The 17,503-nt window shown below is 34.6% G+C and carries 17 protein-coding genes and 2 pseudogenes; 5 read left to right on the plus strand and 14 right to left on the minus strand.

What is annotated here, in order from left to right; genetic code table 11:
• Nucleotides 1–120: 120 nt before the first annotated feature.
• From AC0VYH_RS15015 to AC0VYH_RS15025, 3 genes and pseudogenes are all read right to left on the minus strand, one after another.
• Nucleotides 121–501: pseudogene (locus AC0VYH_RS15015) on the minus strand (sigma-70 family RNA polymerase sigma factor); the annotation flags it as partial.
• A 335-nt stretch (nucleotides 502–836) separates the two neighbouring features.
• Nucleotides 837–1,796 carry a Kiwa anti-phage protein KwaB-like domain-containing protein gene (locus tag AC0VYH_RS15020; RefSeq protein ID WP_475372692.1) on the minus strand — a complete coding sequence of 320 codons (960 nt, stop codon included), beginning with the start codon at nucleotides 1,794–1,796 and terminating at the stop codon, nucleotides 837–839.
• 4 nt (nucleotides 1,797–1,800) lie between these two features.
• Nucleotides 1,801–2,400 carry a hypothetical protein gene (locus AC0VYH_RS15025; RefSeq protein ID WP_475372693.1) on the minus strand — a complete coding sequence of 200 codons (600 nt, stop codon included), beginning with the start codon at nucleotides 2,398–2,400 and terminating at the stop codon, nucleotides 1,801–1,803.
• Between the two features lie 350 nt (nucleotides 2,401–2,750).
• On the opposite strand from AC0VYH_RS15025, the gene AC0VYH_RS15030 reads away from it, so the two are divergent.
• A complete protein-coding gene (locus AC0VYH_RS15030) occupies nucleotides 2,751–3,176 on the plus strand; it encodes a hypothetical protein (protein ID WP_475372694.1) in 426 nt (141 codons plus the stop codon).
• A gap of 272 nt (nucleotides 3,177–3,448) precedes the next feature.
• Here AC0VYH_RS15030 and AC0VYH_RS15035 read toward each other — a convergent pair whose 3' ends face one another.
• From AC0VYH_RS15035 to AC0VYH_RS15065, 7 genes are all read right to left on the minus strand, one after another.
• A complete protein-coding gene (locus AC0VYH_RS15035; protein ID WP_475372695.1) occupies nucleotides 3,449–3,685 on the minus strand; it encodes a hypothetical protein in 237 nt (78 codons plus the stop codon).
• An 82-nt stretch (nucleotides 3,686–3,767) separates the two neighbouring features.
• Nucleotides 3,768–4,085 (minus strand): YhfM domain-containing protein, encoded by a 318-nt coding sequence (locus tag AC0VYH_RS15040; RefSeq protein ID WP_475373795.1) that lies wholly within the window; start codon nucleotides 4,083–4,085, stop codon nucleotides 3,768–3,770.
• Between the two features lie 68 nt (nucleotides 4,086–4,153).
• Nucleotides 4,154–4,447, minus strand: coding sequence for a hypothetical protein (locus AC0VYH_RS15045; RefSeq protein ID WP_475372696.1), 294 nt, complete (start codon nucleotides 4,445–4,447; stop codon nucleotides 4,154–4,156).
• A gap of 287 nt (nucleotides 4,448–4,734) precedes the next feature.
• Nucleotides 4,735–5,223, minus strand: a complete 489-nt coding sequence (locus AC0VYH_RS15050) for a hypothetical protein (protein ID WP_475372697.1) — start codon at nucleotides 5,221–5,223, stop codon at nucleotides 4,735–4,737.
• A gap of 484 nt (nucleotides 5,224–5,707) precedes the next feature.
• Nucleotides 5,708–7,234 carry a recombinase family protein gene (locus AC0VYH_RS15055; protein ID WP_475372698.1) on the minus strand — a complete coding sequence of 509 codons (1,527 nt, stop codon included), beginning with the start codon at nucleotides 7,232–7,234 and terminating at the stop codon, nucleotides 5,708–5,710.
• A complete protein-coding gene (locus AC0VYH_RS15060) occupies nucleotides 7,221–8,699 on the minus strand; it encodes a recombinase family protein (protein WP_475372699.1) in 1,479 nt (492 codons plus the stop codon). Before AC0VYH_RS15060 ends, AC0VYH_RS15055 begins: the two co-directional genes overlap by 14 nt.
• 35 nt (nucleotides 8,700–8,734) lie before the next feature.
• Nucleotides 8,735–8,881, minus strand: a complete 147-nt coding sequence (locus tag AC0VYH_RS15065) for a hypothetical protein (protein WP_475372700.1) — start codon at nucleotides 8,879–8,881, stop codon at nucleotides 8,735–8,737.
• 304 nt (nucleotides 8,882–9,185) lie between these two features.
• On the opposite strand from AC0VYH_RS15065, the gene AC0VYH_RS15070 reads away from it, so the two are divergent.
• Nucleotides 9,186–9,542, plus strand: a complete 357-nt coding sequence (locus AC0VYH_RS15070; RefSeq protein ID WP_475372701.1) for a helix-turn-helix domain-containing protein — start codon at nucleotides 9,186–9,188, stop codon at nucleotides 9,540–9,542.
• Between the two features lie 73 nt (nucleotides 9,543–9,615).
• On the opposite strand, the gene istB is transcribed toward AC0VYH_RS15070, so the two are convergent.
• Together istB and istA are read right to left on the minus strand one after the other, a co-directional pair.
• Nucleotides 9,616–10,359, minus strand: a complete 744-nt coding sequence (gene istB, locus AC0VYH_RS15075; protein ID WP_475372702.1) for an IS21-like element helper ATPase IstB — start codon at nucleotides 10,357–10,359, stop codon at nucleotides 9,616–9,618.
• Nucleotides 10,346–11,911 carry an IS21 family transposase gene (gene istA, locus AC0VYH_RS15080; protein ID WP_475372703.1) on the minus strand — a complete coding sequence of 522 codons (1,566 nt, stop codon included), beginning with the start codon at nucleotides 11,909–11,911 and terminating at the stop codon, nucleotides 10,346–10,348. The genes istB and istA overlap by 14 nt, the downstream gene beginning before the upstream one ends.
• A gap of 71 nt (nucleotides 11,912–11,982) precedes the next feature.
• On the opposite strand from istA, the gene AC0VYH_RS15085 reads away from it, so the two are divergent.
• The 3 genes and pseudogenes from AC0VYH_RS15085 to AC0VYH_RS15095 all read left to right on the plus strand — a co-directional run bounded on the left by AC0VYH_RS15085 (nucleotide 11,983) and on the right by AC0VYH_RS15095 (nucleotide 14,007).
• Nucleotides 11,983–12,117 carry a hypothetical protein gene (locus AC0VYH_RS15085; protein ID WP_475372704.1) on the plus strand — a complete coding sequence of 45 codons (135 nt, stop codon included), beginning with the start codon at nucleotides 11,983–11,985 and terminating at the stop codon, nucleotides 12,115–12,117.
• A 356-nt stretch (nucleotides 12,118–12,473) separates the two neighbouring features.
• Nucleotides 12,474–13,517 (plus strand): annotated as a pseudogene (locus AC0VYH_RS15090) (IS256 family transposase); the annotation flags it as partial.
• 115 nt (nucleotides 13,518–13,632) lie between these two features.
• Nucleotides 13,633–14,007 (plus strand): BC1872 family protein, encoded by a 375-nt coding sequence (locus AC0VYH_RS15095; RefSeq protein ID WP_475372705.1) that lies wholly within the window; start codon nucleotides 13,633–13,635, stop codon nucleotides 14,005–14,007.
• Between the two features lie 290 nt (nucleotides 14,008–14,297).
• Here AC0VYH_RS15095 and AC0VYH_RS15100 read toward each other — a convergent pair whose 3' ends face one another.
• Nucleotides 14,298–16,895, minus strand: a complete 2,598-nt coding sequence (locus tag AC0VYH_RS15100) for an AAA family ATPase (RefSeq protein WP_475372706.1) — start codon at nucleotides 16,893–16,895, stop codon at nucleotides 14,298–14,300.
• A complete protein-coding gene (locus AC0VYH_RS15105) occupies nucleotides 16,888–17,499 on the minus strand; it encodes a hypothetical protein (RefSeq protein WP_475372707.1) in 612 nt (203 codons plus the stop codon). The genes AC0VYH_RS15100 and AC0VYH_RS15105 overlap by 8 nt, the downstream gene beginning before the upstream one ends.
• Between the last annotated feature and the right edge of the window lie 4 nt (nucleotides 17,500–17,503).

The raw sequence follows: 17,503 nt of genomic DNA on the forward strand, positions 1-17,503 counted from the left end.
TTCCGATCGTATTACGAACAAACTGCCAATAATTCTCACGAGAAGAGAGAAGTTATTTTTCCTATTAGCGTTATGACCAATTGATGAAACAAACATAAAAAAACCTGCACTTTGGCAGGTTTAGGCTCCACTCTCTCTTTCTTTTCGATTACGATAGAATTCATGAAACAGTTTCATTAGTGCTCGCTTTTCAATTCTAGATACGTAACTTCGTGAGATCCCAAGCTGTCGGGCTATTTCTCGCTGTGTTAATTCCTTCTCAAGATTCAGACCAAATCGCCCAACAATAACTTCCTTTTCTCTGTCATCTAAAATATGAATGTACTCATATATCTTCTTTTTCTCCATGTTTAACTGAATTAATTCAACAATATCTTCCGTTTCTGCTTTTAAGACATCGATCAGAGAAATTTCGTTCCCTTCCTTATCCTGACCTATCGGGTCATGAAGAGATACGTCTTTTTTCGTTTTCTTCAAAGCGCGGAGATGCATCAGAATTTCTATTCTAAAGTCAGAAGGGGGCCAATTAAAAAAGCTTGTCTAAGGGTATTATAGTTCCTGAAAAGGCATAAGTAAAATTGTTATTATCTTAAGATATAAAACCGTTGTCTTTATCATCATACTTCACTTTGATATACATATCTTCAAAAAACATCAAGTCTACCTCTATCTATAACACAAAGTGTAAATTGTCTATTTGATTTAACCTTCCTTTATATAAATCTTGTTCATTTGACATTATAGAACTATTTCCAGTGGAACTAAGAACTCCATTTTTCGAAATCACGTACTCTAAACTGAACGCAAAGAAAATTGCCAGGTTAAAAACCTCGCAATTACATCCTCGATTTGTTTAGTGCCTTATAATTTTCATCTGTAATTAAAGAAGTAACATAATTATCAAGAATAATATCGATCACGACTTTTGCTTCTTCTTTTGTAGTACACTCAATTCTACCTTCCACATTAAGCGATAAAGGAATCATATCATCATTTATTAAAGCCTCAATTCGTTCTCTCCGAATATTATCAAATGAGTATTGTGCTGCGCGTGCTAGTTTTTTCTGCCAGGTGACTTGATATCCGATTAAGCTCTGCAAATCCGCGTCTTCTGACAATATATCAAGTCCATCAATCTGAGTTAGCACTTGTTCGGCGGCTTCTCTAAATTTCTCATAGTACTTAAAAAGAGATAGTATTTTACTTTCGTTATACATGATGACATTTGAATCAAATATAATCGCATCCCATCGATCATCCAAAAACAATTTTTGATTATGACCTTCATCCAACTCATAACATTCTCTACCAACATCAAACCCAAATATGGTTTGAGTTTTCAGCAATACTCGTTCTGAAATCGCCTTTAAAAAGTAAAGCGTTCGTCCATTATATTGGAAACTTGCGATTAATGCCTTAGGTTTAAAATGATCGTTGTTTATTTGCCTTCGAGCATTTGTTTCTGTTTCGTTGTTGGCAATTGTATCTTTCCATTGGTTTAATAAGCTCAATTCATGTAATTCAATGTATCGTCTAATGGATTCCCCTGATTCATCCACTTCTTGAATATTTACAACTTCATAATTTAACACTTCATTCATGACATCTTGCGTTCCGCTTAACACCCAATTCTGAATAGAGCGATCAATAATCATTTCTTCTGGTGGGCAATCCTCATATCTAGTTGCTGTACCCTCTCTAAGCTGCGAACCTACAATAAAGAGCCGAAAGCCATTTTCGGATGTGTCTTGCAAAGTTTGAAACTGTCTATTAAATTCTGTCAATTCTTCGAGCACTTGCTCATCCTCCCTCTCTCGTTCCATCAATCAGCACGCTCTTACCTTCCAAGCGATAACAAATAATTTCCTTGCCCTGATTTTTCTCGAATTGTTTACTTGTTGAGAACATAATTGAGTTTCCCATGGAAGTTTCTACCTCATAAATCCTTATTCCAAGCGCAGCAATTAATGGATTTATATAAAGTAAATCCGATCTCAACGATAACCACAGTATCAGTACGATAAGAAGAAGAAAAACAATTACATCCTGGATCGTCTTAGTGCCCAAGCTCACTAAAGGTAAAACATAGGCAGTTAAATAAACAAGGATGTCTTTATCTCTTGATTGGACGGTTTTAATAAGAAGATTGATTTGTCCAATACTCCTTTTTTTCGTTCTAAAAATTTCGAAGATAATATAGAAACAACAAATACATGAAAGGATGAAAATGAATGAGGTCGTTAGGTTAATAACTTCTGAAGCTTTCGTCCATTTGAAATCCCAGTTCTTAATAGAATTGTAAAACGACTGATGGTCAACAAATTTGATAACAAATATCAAAAACAATGGAAAATAGGCCGATAAAAGTAACGCCAGACGATACCACAACGGACTTTTCAATACTACCGCCTCCAATTTGGCAGATAAGATAATTTTAACATTTTTTCAAAATTGAAACACCCTTTTGGATAAATCTCTCTCTTTCATTATAACAGAACAAATGTTCTTGTAGGTTGTTTTCTTACTTCAACTAAATTTCTCAACGAATTCCCTTTAGAGTCCACTTATACAACTTAAAAAACTCAGAGATCACTATTTCTAAGTGCATGGTTGATATTTTAAGACAAACTCAAGAAAAGCCCCCTTTATAAAGAACTTGTAGTAAAACTGACTGTTTATTATTCTTGAATGATTTTTTTAATGGGCACCATACTAATCACGTGCAAAACAGTAAAGAAAGGGATGATTTTATGGGAAAGATGATTATCATTGCTGTACTATTGTTTTCTAATCTTTTTTTATCTCAAGAAGCGAAAGCGGAATTCGAAGTACCTACTGTAAAAGAAACCGATCACTGGAAAATAGAATTATTAGAACCAGAAAAAGATGATCTTCAAAGTGAACCAGGAAAATTCGAATTATACAGCCTCAAAGTCACAAATAAAGAAAACAAGGCTTACAATGTGAATTTGGATGTGTTTAGAAACGAGAAGGGCAGCAATAAAATGTATGGTTTAGCTCCACAAATGAAGTGTGATGAAGTTATCAAAAGTGGCACATTTAACTTTAGGAATTTCCCCGTTAAAGCAGACACAGAAAAACTAGAAATAGTAATCACCTGGGAAGATGAACCAGTTGGGCGCAGATATAAAGAAACGGTTTTGCTAAACCCGTGATTTGTTAACAAATTTTTCGGCGCTTTCTATCCACTAGAAGCGTCTTTTTTTCATAAATAAACTTAATCATTTAATGCCAATAAAACCATACTATTGATATAATCTGTTTCTTAGCGCAAAGCCTTAATTTTTATAAGGAATGCATTGGAAATGTTGAACAAATAGCACAGCGATTTAAAAAGGGCTCACCTTGATCCATGTAGGATTGAGGTGAGCCCTTTTTAAATCTTGGACTTATTCCATTAAAAAACCCGATAAATGAACAAAATTTTTTATAGTTCTTCTCTCTTCTTTTCAATTAATGTCCAAACCCCATAAATTATTATAGAAGTAGTCGTCACAATTAAAAAGGCATTAGTAATTAAATTAAAATCTAATTCGTCAATCGTTCTAGTGATTTCACCATTCTCTCCAGTTTGGTGAATGATCCAACCATTATAGTCTAGGAGAAAGTAAGAAAGAGTAATTCCAATTATCAATCCACCTAGTAAAGAAATACAAGTTTTCACAACGCTCCCCCCTGAGAGTTCAGTACATCTTCAAACACCCTATGTCGTACCTTAAATTGTACAGGAACAATTCGTTCCGCCTTTAACTCAATATGTGTGCAAGTTTCTCTCTTGTGGTTATACCGCTTATTTTAAAAGAATCATTTTTACCTTCTCTTATGATGTGAGTGTATTTACCAGATGACATCCAAACAAAAAACACATCTGTTGCATTTCTTTTGTAAGTGACAACAACTTTAAAGTCATTATGATACGCTATATCATAAATGGTCTTAGTCTCGTGATTAGCCTTATGAAGTATATTGGTGAATGCATCAAGAGAAGACTCATCCGTAATGGTTTTCTTTTCACCATATGCTTCACTCTTGTTGTTATACCTCTGAACTTCAATTCTCTCAATACTTGAGAGTTCATATTTGTATCATTCTTTTTTGCTCAATTGAACTTCAGGTTGATCTCCGTACGAATTTACTTTAAATGAAGGATTTTCGTTGCAAAATCATCCGCTTCCATAATTCCCGCTGCCAAATATACTCCAATATAAATATCGCGAAAGCTCATGACAATTGTCGATTGTTCATCAGTTAGGTCTTCTAAACAAGGAGCAAAATCAAGGTTCTCAAGAACCCAATTAGGTGTTACATTTTCCCTACTTGATAAATCCATTTTCATTAACTTTTGATGGACCTGATTATAAATTTTTTGAATGACCTCTTTTTCTCGTTGAATCTTTTCGATTTGTGGGGGATATTGGCTCGGCATTAACATTCACCCTTCCTTTGTTTGTCAAATCTACTGATACATACTTATTCCTTTTTAATAAGTTACACCTTACACTGCTACTGTTTTATGTATTATGACTCCTTTACTACCAAAAGTGAAGGTGGCCTTTAAAAAGTGGATTAAATTAATCACCAATCAAAAAAAAGAGCAAATTCCTTATTGGAAGATGCCTACGAAATAGGATAACTAAAAAAGTAGTTCAATCACGTATACAAAATGAACTTTGTACACCTAATCTGAACTACCTTTATTTTAAAATCACTTATTTAGCTTTCGCTTCTAGGGACAATCTCTCTAATTCCAGCAAATAAGAGCGCGAACAAGAATACGCCAACAAATGCAACAACAATATTCAGAAAAAGTATTTGAACAAACTTAATTAGGATAAAAATCGAAACAGCAATTAAGCATAAAGCTAAAATGATTTTTAGAATGAAATCAAATTTCGATTCTTGTTCCTGAAATGATTTGAAGATAAAGTCCTTCGTAATAAAACCCAATAGGATCAATGAAATGAGTAATAAGAAACATGGAACAGCTAAATTCCATAACATGTCGTATGACATTTTGGCTGGCTCATATGGTTCGCCAACTGCATTTTTAATTGCCCCGACAAAACCCGAAATCAGATTGTCTGCCGCTTCACTTGATAAAACGTCAATGTTTGTGTTCTTAATCGGTTCCGTAAGTATATCTGCCCAAATAGAAAGTGAAACGGCCGTTCCTACACCAAGTGTGTGAAAAACGGTTGTCATTGAAACATCTTTTATGTTAAACACCTCCTGTTGTGTCGTTTCCAAATTAATCTATGTACCAAGGGAGAAATTTAGGACAACTTTCAAGATATTGATTTGCGCTTACATAAAATATTAGTATCTCGATGACTTGAGCAAAATTAACTTAGTAGTATTACTTTTGTAAGGTTACATCTGTTGCCAGATAAATAACCGAGAAATACAACTTACAACCCCTCCAATTACCGAGGCGTGATTATGATTTTTCTCTTTGCTCATATTATTCACACGTCAAAAGTCATCCATCCGTTGGTACCAAGGCATTTCTTGTCCAACGCAGCCATATCAATTACGGCGGATAGGGGTAACCCCCGATCGCGTGTTACCTCTAATTACCGAGAGTTAGTAACTTGTCCTTCCTAATTACCGAGAATTAGCAAGGACATATTCTATTTCTTAATTATTTTCCAATTTAAAAATACTCTCCTTCAGTCAGGAGAGTATTTTATCTTTCCATTGATCCTAGATTGTATTTTAATTTAACTTCTAAATATCCTTTTTCATCAATTACAATTTCATCCACTAATGAAAGGAAGAGACGTCGAATATTCAACTGTTCTTGTTTAGAGACCTGTTTCAACGCTTCTAACCCATAACTTAATATCGTATCATCTAAAAATACTTCTTCTAGGGTAACAATGTTCCTTGTGACCTCATCATTCGATTCAGCTATTTGACGGATCTTTTCCTGAATGTGCTCTTTAATTAAAATCAATATTTTGATGAATTCCCTAAAAGACTCTTCCTCCTTAAAAAGATCATCTAACTGTTGATCACACTGATAAAGTTTTAGTTGCTCTTTTCTTAATGCTTGTTCTAGATCTTCCAACTTCTTTTTTTCATCTTCAATTTTATTCTTAATTATTATTTTAATGTTTCCAATGATCTTATCTTCTTCTAGTGTAAAGCTGGTTTTAAAAATTTCAATAATCTTTTCGTGTACATCGTCTGCCCGTAGTTTATAAGAGCATTGTTTACAATAATACACACGCTGACCATATACTTTACCCTGATTGCTAGTTGTTCTTTGATCCTTATTCTTCAAATTAAAATGACAAATATTACATTTTAATAGGCCATTTACTAAATATGATGTCTTATAATTTTTGGGGTTCCTCATTCCCCCTTTCTTATTTGAGTATAAATCCCAGCAATATTCCCACTCGTTTTTTTTAATCACTGGTGTTATGAAAGGACTTTCTTTCATTTTCCAATCCTTTTTTTCTCTAACGGCATTATGCCTACCTGGATCCTTTCTTCTAATCGCTATATATCCAGCATAGAAGGGGTTAGTGATAACGTTTTTCACTTTATCTTTTGTCCAATTAGAGCCGCGATGGCTTTTTAAAGGGAGTTGTTTTGCTATCGATGCAAAGCCATGATGTTCCATATAGAGTTTGAACACTTTTTTCACTAGGATAACTTCATGTTCAACTTGTTCAAAGTGTCCATGCCTCTTAGTTCCCTTTTGATGATAAATATATCCAATTGGAGCTGTACCTCCAGTCCAATATCCGTTAGCCACAAGGGTCTCCATGGATTCCTTTGTATTGATACTGATTTTATCTAATTCATATTTTGCTACCCCGTCCTTTACAGCTGCCAAGATTAAGTCGCCTGAATCATAAAGTGTTTCAGTACTGCTTTCAAAAATCGGAATTTTCAATATACTTAATGTTAAGCGTAACATATCGTGATCTTCAGGAATTCTCGCTAACCTTGAATGATCATAAATCACAATAAAATCAAATTTATTTTTGTTTGCATCAGACAAAAGGTTTTGAAGTTGCTGTCTATCCTTTTTTCTTGATGATATTGCACTATCAAGGTATTCTTTTTCGATGGTGCAGTCATACTTGCTCACGAATTCGAAGGCACTTCGCAATTGCGTTTCCATGTTTTGTTTTTCTGTTGAGTGTCTACCGTAAAACACTCCTACTCTACCAGGTTTTAATATATTAGCTAAATTCAATTTCACCACTTCCTAAAAAACTTTCTTTAAAAGGATGTTTAAATACAACATCTACTTTTTCTTGATAAAGCGTTATTTTGTAAACAATATCGTGCAAAAGTTCTATTTTCTTTTCATCCTCAAGGTCATGAGTAAGAATGACTGGTTCAATATCATTTTTCACTTTGTCCAAACCTCTGTATCGTTCATTAATATCAAAAATACGTGACTCCATTTCATGCTTTAGATATTGTTTTTCTTCATAATTTTTTAATTGATTGAAGATCTTTTCATCTAAACACTCTTTGATAAATGAACCCATCAAGCTTTGACCTTTTTGGATCAGATATGTTTTGGCTTGGTTCGCTTCCTTTTCAAATTGGTCGATGGCGGATTCATAAAATTGAACTTCATCTTGAATAAGTCGATCAACCACATTTCCCATATACGTGGTAATCATTTCGAGAAAAAAGTGATTTGCTTTATTCATGATTTCCATTTCCAAAAAATCCTTTTGAACTCGATGACGATGATGTCTATTACATTTATAGGAATGCCCATTATTATACTTTTTTCCCTTCACCTCTATTCCGCACTCCGCACAAAAAATCAGCCCATTCAGCAAATATTTTACATTTGTGTTTTTAATATCAGGAGCAGGAGTTTGACGGATTATTACTTTTAATTTCTGCTGGGTCTTTTCCCATACATCCAAATCCACAAGTTTAATACTTTCAACAACTCTTACAATTGGTATGCCTTTATCCTTGTATATCCGATCTCCTTTGTATATTGGTTTTTCTAAAAGAGATCTAATACTGCTGTAATTCCAATGGTCTCCGTTTTTATAAGTGATCCCCCTTTTTTTTATAAGTACTAAAAATTCACTAATCGACTTGAACTCCAATTCAACAAACAATCGAAATAGGCTTATTACTGTATGGGATTCCTCTTCATCAGGTTTCCAATCATCTCCGTCTCTTTCGCCTTTTCTATATCCATACGGTATTCGTCCAACAGCATGTTTTCCATCCTTTGCTTTGGTGACTTTTGCATCTTGTAACTTATAAACAAGTTTTTCTGCCTCCTGTTGATTAAACGCAGCTATAATCCTTTCAATTAATTCAGACTCTGCTGTATACAGCATAGGAAACTCGTATTCAGCTGCAAAAATGACATTCACTTTTTTTTCCTTAAACAAACTATATAGATTCATATAATCTTTTACGTTGCGCGCAAGGCGACAGCGACTATACACAAGTAAATTCTTTACTTGTCCCTTTTGGATTTTCCCCATCAACAGACCCATATTTTTTCTTAGATGAGTTTTGTTTTTTCTGGCAGATGTTGCTCTGTCCGTATACTCCTCATCAATTAGGAGTTTTAAAGACTGTGCTTTTTCTTTGACACTTCTCACCTGCATTTCAATGGACAACTTTTGTTTCTTTTCATCAATTGAATTGCGATAATAGGAAACAGTTGTCAAAAATGCCCCCCCCTTTCTTTAGTCAATAGTAAAATCTATGAGTCAACATTTGAGTTCATCTCTTTTTCTTTTCGTTTTGCATCTAGTAAGACATCAAGAAAAATATTACACCATTTCTGAGCTGCATGAGGATCATGTATATAACTAACTGACTTGACTTTAACATCTCGAATTTTCTGCATCGAACCAACTCCTTATTCGTCTATCCTTTGTTCTCAAACTAAAAAATGAAAGATTATTTATACTCAAGAATGAATTTCGACACTGTAAATCTTTTTCTTTTTTTTTGAAAAATAAAGATTATTACCCTACAAAGGATGTTTTCAATTACTTTGATCTGGGAATCGCAATAATGTTACATATATAAACTTTCTCCTTTTCTATTCAATCATTATTTTACTTAAGTAATGTTACTTCTTAATCTTTCTTTTTCGATGTTATAATTAAAAAAAGATGATTATAAAATATTTCTTTAGGGGAGTTTGTATGTTTAAAAACTTCGGTAACAAAATCAGAACGTTACGCAAACAAAAAAATCTCGGGATTGAAGAACTGGCTTCTAAGCTCGGGGTATCAAAGTCCTATGTTGCTAATTTAGAAACAAGCAAAACAGATACTATCCAAATTTCTGTATTAGAAAAACTCCAAGCTGAATTAACTCTTTTGCCCGAAGAGCTTGTAACCAATTTCAAACAAGAAACAGAGTTTGATTTACATTTAAAAAGGATTCAACACCTTCTAAAAGAATTACATCAACATGACCCAAAAGAAACGGAATTTTTACTTCATATTATCGAAAATGAAGAAGGACATGGGTTAGACCCACCTCTGCCATCTTTTTGATCCACTTAAGACAAGAAATTGATCCACTCGTGCCATAAGTGAGCCACTATCATAAATGATAGTGGCTATAATACTATTTTTGTAGACCGTAACGTTCTCTCATAGATTTTTCACCGTCAATGACAATACTATATGAATCGTGAACAATTCGATCTAGGATGGCATCAGCTAGTGTACTTTCACCTATCTTTTCATGCCAGCCTCGCGGATCAAATTGAGAACAGAAAATAGTAGACCCTTGTTGGTGACGTGCTTCCACAATTTCCAAAAGATCTCTCGCTTCTGTTTCGTTTAACGGAGTTAGAAGCCATTCGTCTAATATAAGTAGATTTACTTTTTTATATTTTGCCATGACCTTTCTATAAACTCCTTCGCCTCTGGCGATGGCTAATTCGTCTAGTAAGTCTGGCAGTCGAATGTATTTCACCTTATAAAACTGACGACATGCTGCGTTTCCAAATGCGCATCCTAAGTAAGTTTTTCCGTTCCCAGAAGCCCCCATTAATATGATATTATGATGTTCTTCAATATAGTTTCCGGTCGCCAAGCGCAAGATTTGTGCCTTATCTAACCTTCGGTCAGAAAAATACGTAATATCTTCAATACATGCTTGAGTATCCCGTAGTTCAGCTGCTTTTATCAAACGCTCGAGTTTACTATTTTGTCTGCGTGACCATTCAATATCTACTAATAAACCGAAGCGATCCTCGAATGATAACTCTTGGTATTCAGGGTTCCTTAATTGATCTCTAAAAGTATCTGCCATCGCAGACATTCGCATTTCATTCAACTTCGTTAAAGTATTATCGGTTGTCATAATCCTTGCCTCCATAATAGTTCGCACCACGTGTGAAACCGTAAGCGTTCTCATTTTCTTGTTTAATAGATTTCCTCAACGTTTTCTCGCTAGGTAATTTATCTTGTCCGGTTTTTAATATCGTCTGTATGCTCTTCAGTTTAGGTCGAGGTGTGTAAGAAAGGATTCTTTCACAAGCCAGTTCAACACGTTCAATTGAATATTTATCGGCCAACTTGATTAAACCGAAGGTTGCCTTTAAACCTTGCTTTTCGGAGGGATAAGATTCGAAAATTTTCTCAATCGTTAATGATGTGAAAGGTCCTACGGACTCGCCCCATTTACAGACATACTCTCTATCAAACTCTAAATATTGCTGATGCTTTCTAGGCATATGATCTGGTATCGTTTGATAGGCATCACCTTTACCAATCACTCTTTTGTGAGAAGCAATGCGGGCATTTTTATAGAACACTTCAATAATCGTTCTTGTTATACGAACGTCCACCGTACATTTGATATAATCATAAGGAACAGAATAAAACTTGGCATCAGCTTTTATGTGATAGTCGGGTTGGACAACCGTCTTTGCCCAGCTCGCCATCTCATACGGTGAAGTAGGCAGGGGCATGAGAGCGAACTTCTCTTCTTCTAAAAATGCTTGCTGCCTATTTCCACTTTTTTTCTGAAAAGGCTTCGTATTTATCTCTTCTAATTTACCTTTAATCGCCTTGTTTATTTCTGCGAGAGTAAAAAACTTCTCATGGCGGAGAGAAGCAATAATCCAGGTTGATATATGACCCACAATACCTTCTACACTAGGCTTGTCTTTCGGATGACGAACTCGAGCTGGGATAATGGTGGTCTGATAATGCTCGGCCATTTCTTGATAACTGGGATTAATGATGGGCTCAGTACGAGACGCTTTCACAATACCTGTTTTTAGATTATCTGGAACGACAATTCTTGTTACTCCTCCAAAGAATTGAAATGAATGAATATGGGCTGTAATCCAGCTTTCACTGTTCATGGATAAAAAAGCTTCGACATAAGCATATTGACTACACGGAAGTGCGGAAACAAAGAGATAGACAGGGATTTCTTCTCCTGTTAAATGATCTGTAAGACACATCGTTTGGCCAGCCCAGTCGACTTCCATCTGTTCTCCAGGTTTCCTTTTAATACGCATAGTGGCTTTCGTTTTCCTAGCGTAATCGTTGTAGAACCGGCAGAACTGGCGGTAACTGTATGGAATTTCGTTATTAGCCCTGCACGGGAGAGAGTATTCATCCCATAATAGTGATAGGGTAACACCTGATTTCGCTAGTTCCTTATGGATGTATTCTCCATCTGGCTTGCGGCGATGATCAGAAGGAAGTTGTTTTTCCGGAAAGAGAATGGATAGTAAATCTAAATCTGTCACATCCTTCTCCAGTGGCCACACCACACCTATTTCCTCAGCCTTTTTAATAACATCTCTCACTGTATTCCTTGAATGACCACAACTAGAAGCGATCCCCCTTTGTGTGACTCCCTGCGCATGAAGCCTTAGAATTTCTCGATATTTAACCATGAAAAACCTCCTACATAATAAAAATAGCACCGTTAAGGTGCTTCTTTATTATATAGGAGGCTGGATCAGCTTTGTCTCAAGTGGATCAATATGATGGCAGAGGTGGATCAAAAAGATGGCTGACCTGGTTCAATTCAATGGCTGTAATCAAAAAGAGATATGAACTTTCTCTTGATGAACCTGATTCATCCTCTAATAAAAATTAGTATTAACACACAAGAAAATATTTATTCCACTATAATGGAATAAATAAAAAATAATTCCATTATAGTGGAATTATTAACTAGGAAAGAATGAAGTCTGTCCACAGTAGGGACAGGCTTTTTCATGTCTGCAAATATTTTGTATAGGAATGATGTTTCATCATTAAATAAAATCTAATATCTACATCCACTCCATTTATGAGCAGCCTTGTGAAGAATACGATAGTTTGTCTACAACATTTGAGACATGAAAAAAGGTAGGGTATCCTCAAAGTCGACGACTAAATCAACTCGAGAGAAGATACCCTACCTATGTCTACTGGTATAGGACAACATTCACTAGAAAATCAATTAGTTTCCATGGTACTTATGCCCGTCAGCTCGATACAAAATACGTTCGTTTAGAAGACCTTCAGGTGCCACGTGACAGTTACAATGCCTTTCAAACAGAAGTATTTTCTCCTTACCAGCGTCGTGAACAATGGCTTGTCGAAATAATCATTACGATGTATCAGAAAGGCATTAGTCCACGAGAAAGCGGCCATTTTCTTGAGCGCATTTTGTGCCACTACTACTCGACGTCAAATATCAGTCATATCACAGATGTCGTGGATGAAGATATTGAAACGTGGTAGCGACGCCCTCTTCAAAAACAATACTCCGTCATATACCTGGAAGGCACTTATCTGAAGCTGCGTCGAAAAGATGTCGCGAATGAAGTCGTCTACCTTGTCGTTGGTGTGACCGAAAACGGTCACAGAGAAATTCTGGGCTTTTATGTTAACGGTCAAGAAAGCGCGTTGGGCTGGAAAGAAATTCTCTTAGAACTGTATGACCGAGGTGTGGAAGAAGTGATTTTTGGTGTTTTTGAAGGGCTTCCTGGTTTGGAAGAAGCCATGAAGTCTGTCTATCCAAAAGCCGAGGTGCAGCGCTGTGTCGTCCATAAAGTACGCAATGCTTTAAACTCTGTGCGAAAGAAAGATCAATCATCTTTCGCAGAGGATCTCAAACCCATTTATCAAGCGAATACCCATGAGGAAGGTAGAGGAAGGTTTGAAGAATTCAAAGAAAGCTGGCATAAGAAATACCTGAAGGTCGTGAAATCCTGGGAACAGGATCTAAGTGTTCTCTTAACGTTTCTAAACTATCCTTCTTCTATTCGACCGATGATTTACACAACGAATATCATCGAACGGACGATTAAATAGATCAAGAAGCGCACCAAAACGATGAATAGTTTGCCAGGAGAAAAGGCTGCCGAGAAAATCGTCTACCTCCAGTCAAGGGACTCCAATCAGCGCTTCAGACAGCGAAAGCTAAGAGGTTTTAGCAGCGCCTTCCTAACGTTACAAGGCATGTTTCTGGAACGTTATGGGGCCGAAGTAAATTTGATGGAATTCTGAATTATAACTCCTATTTATATATCACTTACATATAGTTGTATAAAACATTCTCATTCACATCTTCTTTTATTTCTTAATTTAAACATTTAATACTATACCAAAGGAGCGGATTTTTATGACGTATAGTTGGAGTCAAATGTCTAACGAGGAAAAAAATTTAGTAATAGCTCGGGATGTACTAAAGTTTAAATGCTTTGATACAAACGAAGGTGTGAATTGGTACCGTAAACATTATGATTTGGGCCTTTGGCGTTATTGTACAAGGTTATCAGATGCTATTGATTTATCTGAAAGAATGTTAAAAGGCGATAATATCGAATTTAAAGTCATATTGTCTAGAAATAAGTATGAATGTACCATCGTTACCGCAAATAAAGACAGTACTCCTCTATTTAAAACAGAAAGTTCTACCCTGCCAGAAGTTATTTGCTTAGCAGCACTATATTTAAGGGACATTGAAATTGAATATTACTCTTTGCCCATCCAGTAGACAATAATAAAAAAAGAATCAGAGATTTTACTTATCGTTGATTAAGCAGTGGCTGAAATTTTTAAATTCTAATTCCTCTTGAGTGTCACACTTTTTCCAAGACTTTATAAAAGGTGTGGACCACAAAATTCCATTTGTGTACAACAAGCTCTTTTATTAACTCGCTAGCATATCCCTTGTAACCTTTAGAAATAAGAAAACCCCCACTAATATAGACTTCAGAACATCGATTCAAATGCTCTCTATTTTACCGTCTACTTGATGGGGATCATAACAATAGTTTGATTATTTTAACCCTTCATTTCAAAATTACCATAACCCGTGAAATGAACATGAGAAAAATTCACACCAAAATTTTTCATTTTATGAGAGATAAGTCTTTCTAACTTTTCGTCACAAGTGGTGAAGAATAATTGGTCTACAAATTGGTTTTCCATTTGATTTTTAGGTGCTAACTCTGCACGTAGCAAATCAATAAAGGATAGGATATTAAGGTCATCCATCGTTTGAATAGGATCATCCATAAAGTAACATTTAAATGGACTCTCTTTTTGACCTAACGCAACAGAAATAAAAATAGCAATCGCAACAACCGATAATTGTCCTGCACTTAATATATTAGGCGCAAATATCTCTTCCTCTTCATCCGTTTTCGCCCATAGCCCAGCAATTGAGTTCGTTCTACCTTCAACTAATAAATCAATATCCTTAATGTTTGTGTGTCTATTAATTCTCCTGTAAATTTTTTGAAGAGGTTCCTTTATTTCCTCAACCCTGTCCTTATCCCACTGAACTCGTAAACCTTTTAAATCCCTTGATATTCTTTTGAATTCGTCTAATTCCTTTTTACGTCTCTCGCATAGTTTTTCGCTGTTGTTAAGTAATTCTTTTTGTTCATTCAATTCAATAGAAACACTTTGAATTTCATTATCACTCTCATAAGCCTTGATAAGTCTAACCAAGGTAGTAATTTTACCATCTAAGAACTCAAGATTCATGTCAGCTAAAACATAATCAGTTGTAGTATTCTCTAGTGCATCCTGATAATGATCTATAAATTGAGTAATACTGATAATTTTATTGTCCACATTAAATGCTATAAACTCTTGTATACTTAATTCCTGTCTCATATTATGATGATTCGTGATTCCTAAAAGGACACCCTTTTCAGTCACTAATTTCTCCAAAATGTTTGTTTCAAGCATTGTAAGAACTAAATTTTCTTTTAACTGATTCTTAAGATCTTCTTTCTTTTCTTCTAGAAAAGGTTTATCAAGACTATTAATATCAATTGAAAAAAAAGCACAGCTTGATATGAATGATTGCAGGCCAGAGAAATTATTGATCACTTTTATTAATTCAAGCAATTTCTCTTCAACCTTACCAAAAATGTAATCATAAAAAGTCTTATACATCTCTTCTAAATCTGCATTACAATCCTCAAATTTTTTCTGAAGGTCAGCTCTTCTTTTGTCAACTTCACCCAAAACGTCCCTTGCTACTTTTGTAAGTTCCAATTCTTTATTCGGGAAGTTTTCTTCACTACCACATAAAGGACATGCATTGAAATTTTTTTCTCGATGTTTTTCGAATCCTTCAGTATTATCAATTAATAATCGTAAAGCTTTTAGTGCCTTATCTGGAGTTTCGAATTCTTCTAATTGATTTTTTAAAGACTCTCGATACACAAACAGCGAATCGACCTTACTAAAGCGTAAGAAAAGTTTATGGTTAAGGTCAATCAATCCTTCACTAAGCTCAAGTAATTTTGAGGCCCCGCCTTTAGATGGTTCCCTCAGTTTCATTAATTTGGACTTGATTGAATTCAGGCGTTCTTTTTCAATTTTTATAGCTTCTAAATTCTTCCCCTGAACACTCTGTATATCTTCTTCTTTAAGAATATAGGGTTGATATACTTGCTCCATAAAGCGCTGGTATTTTATTTCCTTTTCCAAATCAGCTTTATAGGTTTTAGACTCGTCATAAGCTATACTATATTCTTTTAAGAATTTTAAGTTCTTTAGTACACTATTTTGTTCTTTTAGCTGATTTAATTCTTTTTCAAGACCACCACCAACTTCATCCTCTTGAATAGTTGGTATGATTTCATCTTCATAAGCCTTATATTTTGGATACTCGCGTATTAGATCAGCTATATCACCGTTTGTTCCTTTTTCGGTAAGCAAGGCAGTTAATTTGCTTTCCAGACTTTTATGATTATCATTTAATCTATTTTTATTCGGTATAAGGTCTGAATCAAGTTGATTTTCTAATTTTTTAATAATACCTCTATCACCATCTAACTTACCAATAGCAACTTGAATATCATTTGTGCCACCTAAAAAGGAAGAAAACATTGCATAGATATTTGTCCTGTTTTTTTCATAAATTGTTATATTTTTCTCATAAGAACAGGTAAAACGGTCGTAAAAATCAGTTGAAATAGCTTTACCTATTATGGAGTCGATTGTATTATTTTGTTCTAATAAATGATTATCAACTGTAAAAAAACTGTTTTGTGGCTCAAATGCTTTACTCTCATCTGAATTGTTAAATACCCGTTTTATTTCTAATTTTTCATTATTAAAAAATGCAGTTATTTTCACCCATACTTCTTCATCACTGGGATTATTCCTGATTAATGACTTTAACAATTTGTTGCTACGACGATCTTTTCTTGTATCAAAATCTTTTTTCAACCTATTAACGGACCCAGTAAAGCACCACTCAATTGCGTCTAATAAAGATGTTTTACCATAACCATTTGGACCACCCAACAATATCAAACCTTGGTAATCTTCCTTGTTCTTGAAAAATTCAAACTTTTTTCTTGAGTAACCTCTAAAGTTATTAATTTCTACATCTTTTATTAAAAAATTACTATTCAATATGATCATCATCCTCAATAACTAAATAGTTACGCAGTTCTTCTAAATCTATTTCTTCGTTTTCATTCACTAATTTTTGATAAATACGCTGGTCAACAACATCCTTTATCCTATTTTCGAGTTCCTCTACTTTTTCTTCAGAAGGATTGTGGTTTATATTTATCGGAAAAGAAGGGAGAATTCCAAGTTCATGTTCAAAATTTTCAAGAGCGGTATTTAGTATTATTTTTCTACACGTGTATTTACTTCTTTCAAAACTTAATAATTTATTTATTTCTTCCGTCTTATCTCTCGCATTAAGTGGGCAAAGAAGCAATAAGTTAATGTTATATTTTATCGAGTCCTTGTTTGATAAAAAATGAATAAAAGCAAGAATATCATTCTCCATTTTATTAACTTCATCTTCTGTAAAAGGGCTGGTCTTTTCTTCGATGATATAAATTTCCTTTTCATCACTGTCGATAAAAACCTTAGAAAAAGGGAGAATATTTCTACTCACTTCTTCTTTCTCTCCCTTGTGATTACTACTTGACAATGTTCTAATAAATTCTTTTTCAAAATAGTTATGGTCTATTAGAAATTTACTTACTCTTTCTATTTTCAAAATT

The sequence above is a fragment of the Anaerobacillus sp. QJM3NY_32 genome, from assembly GCF_056173645.1.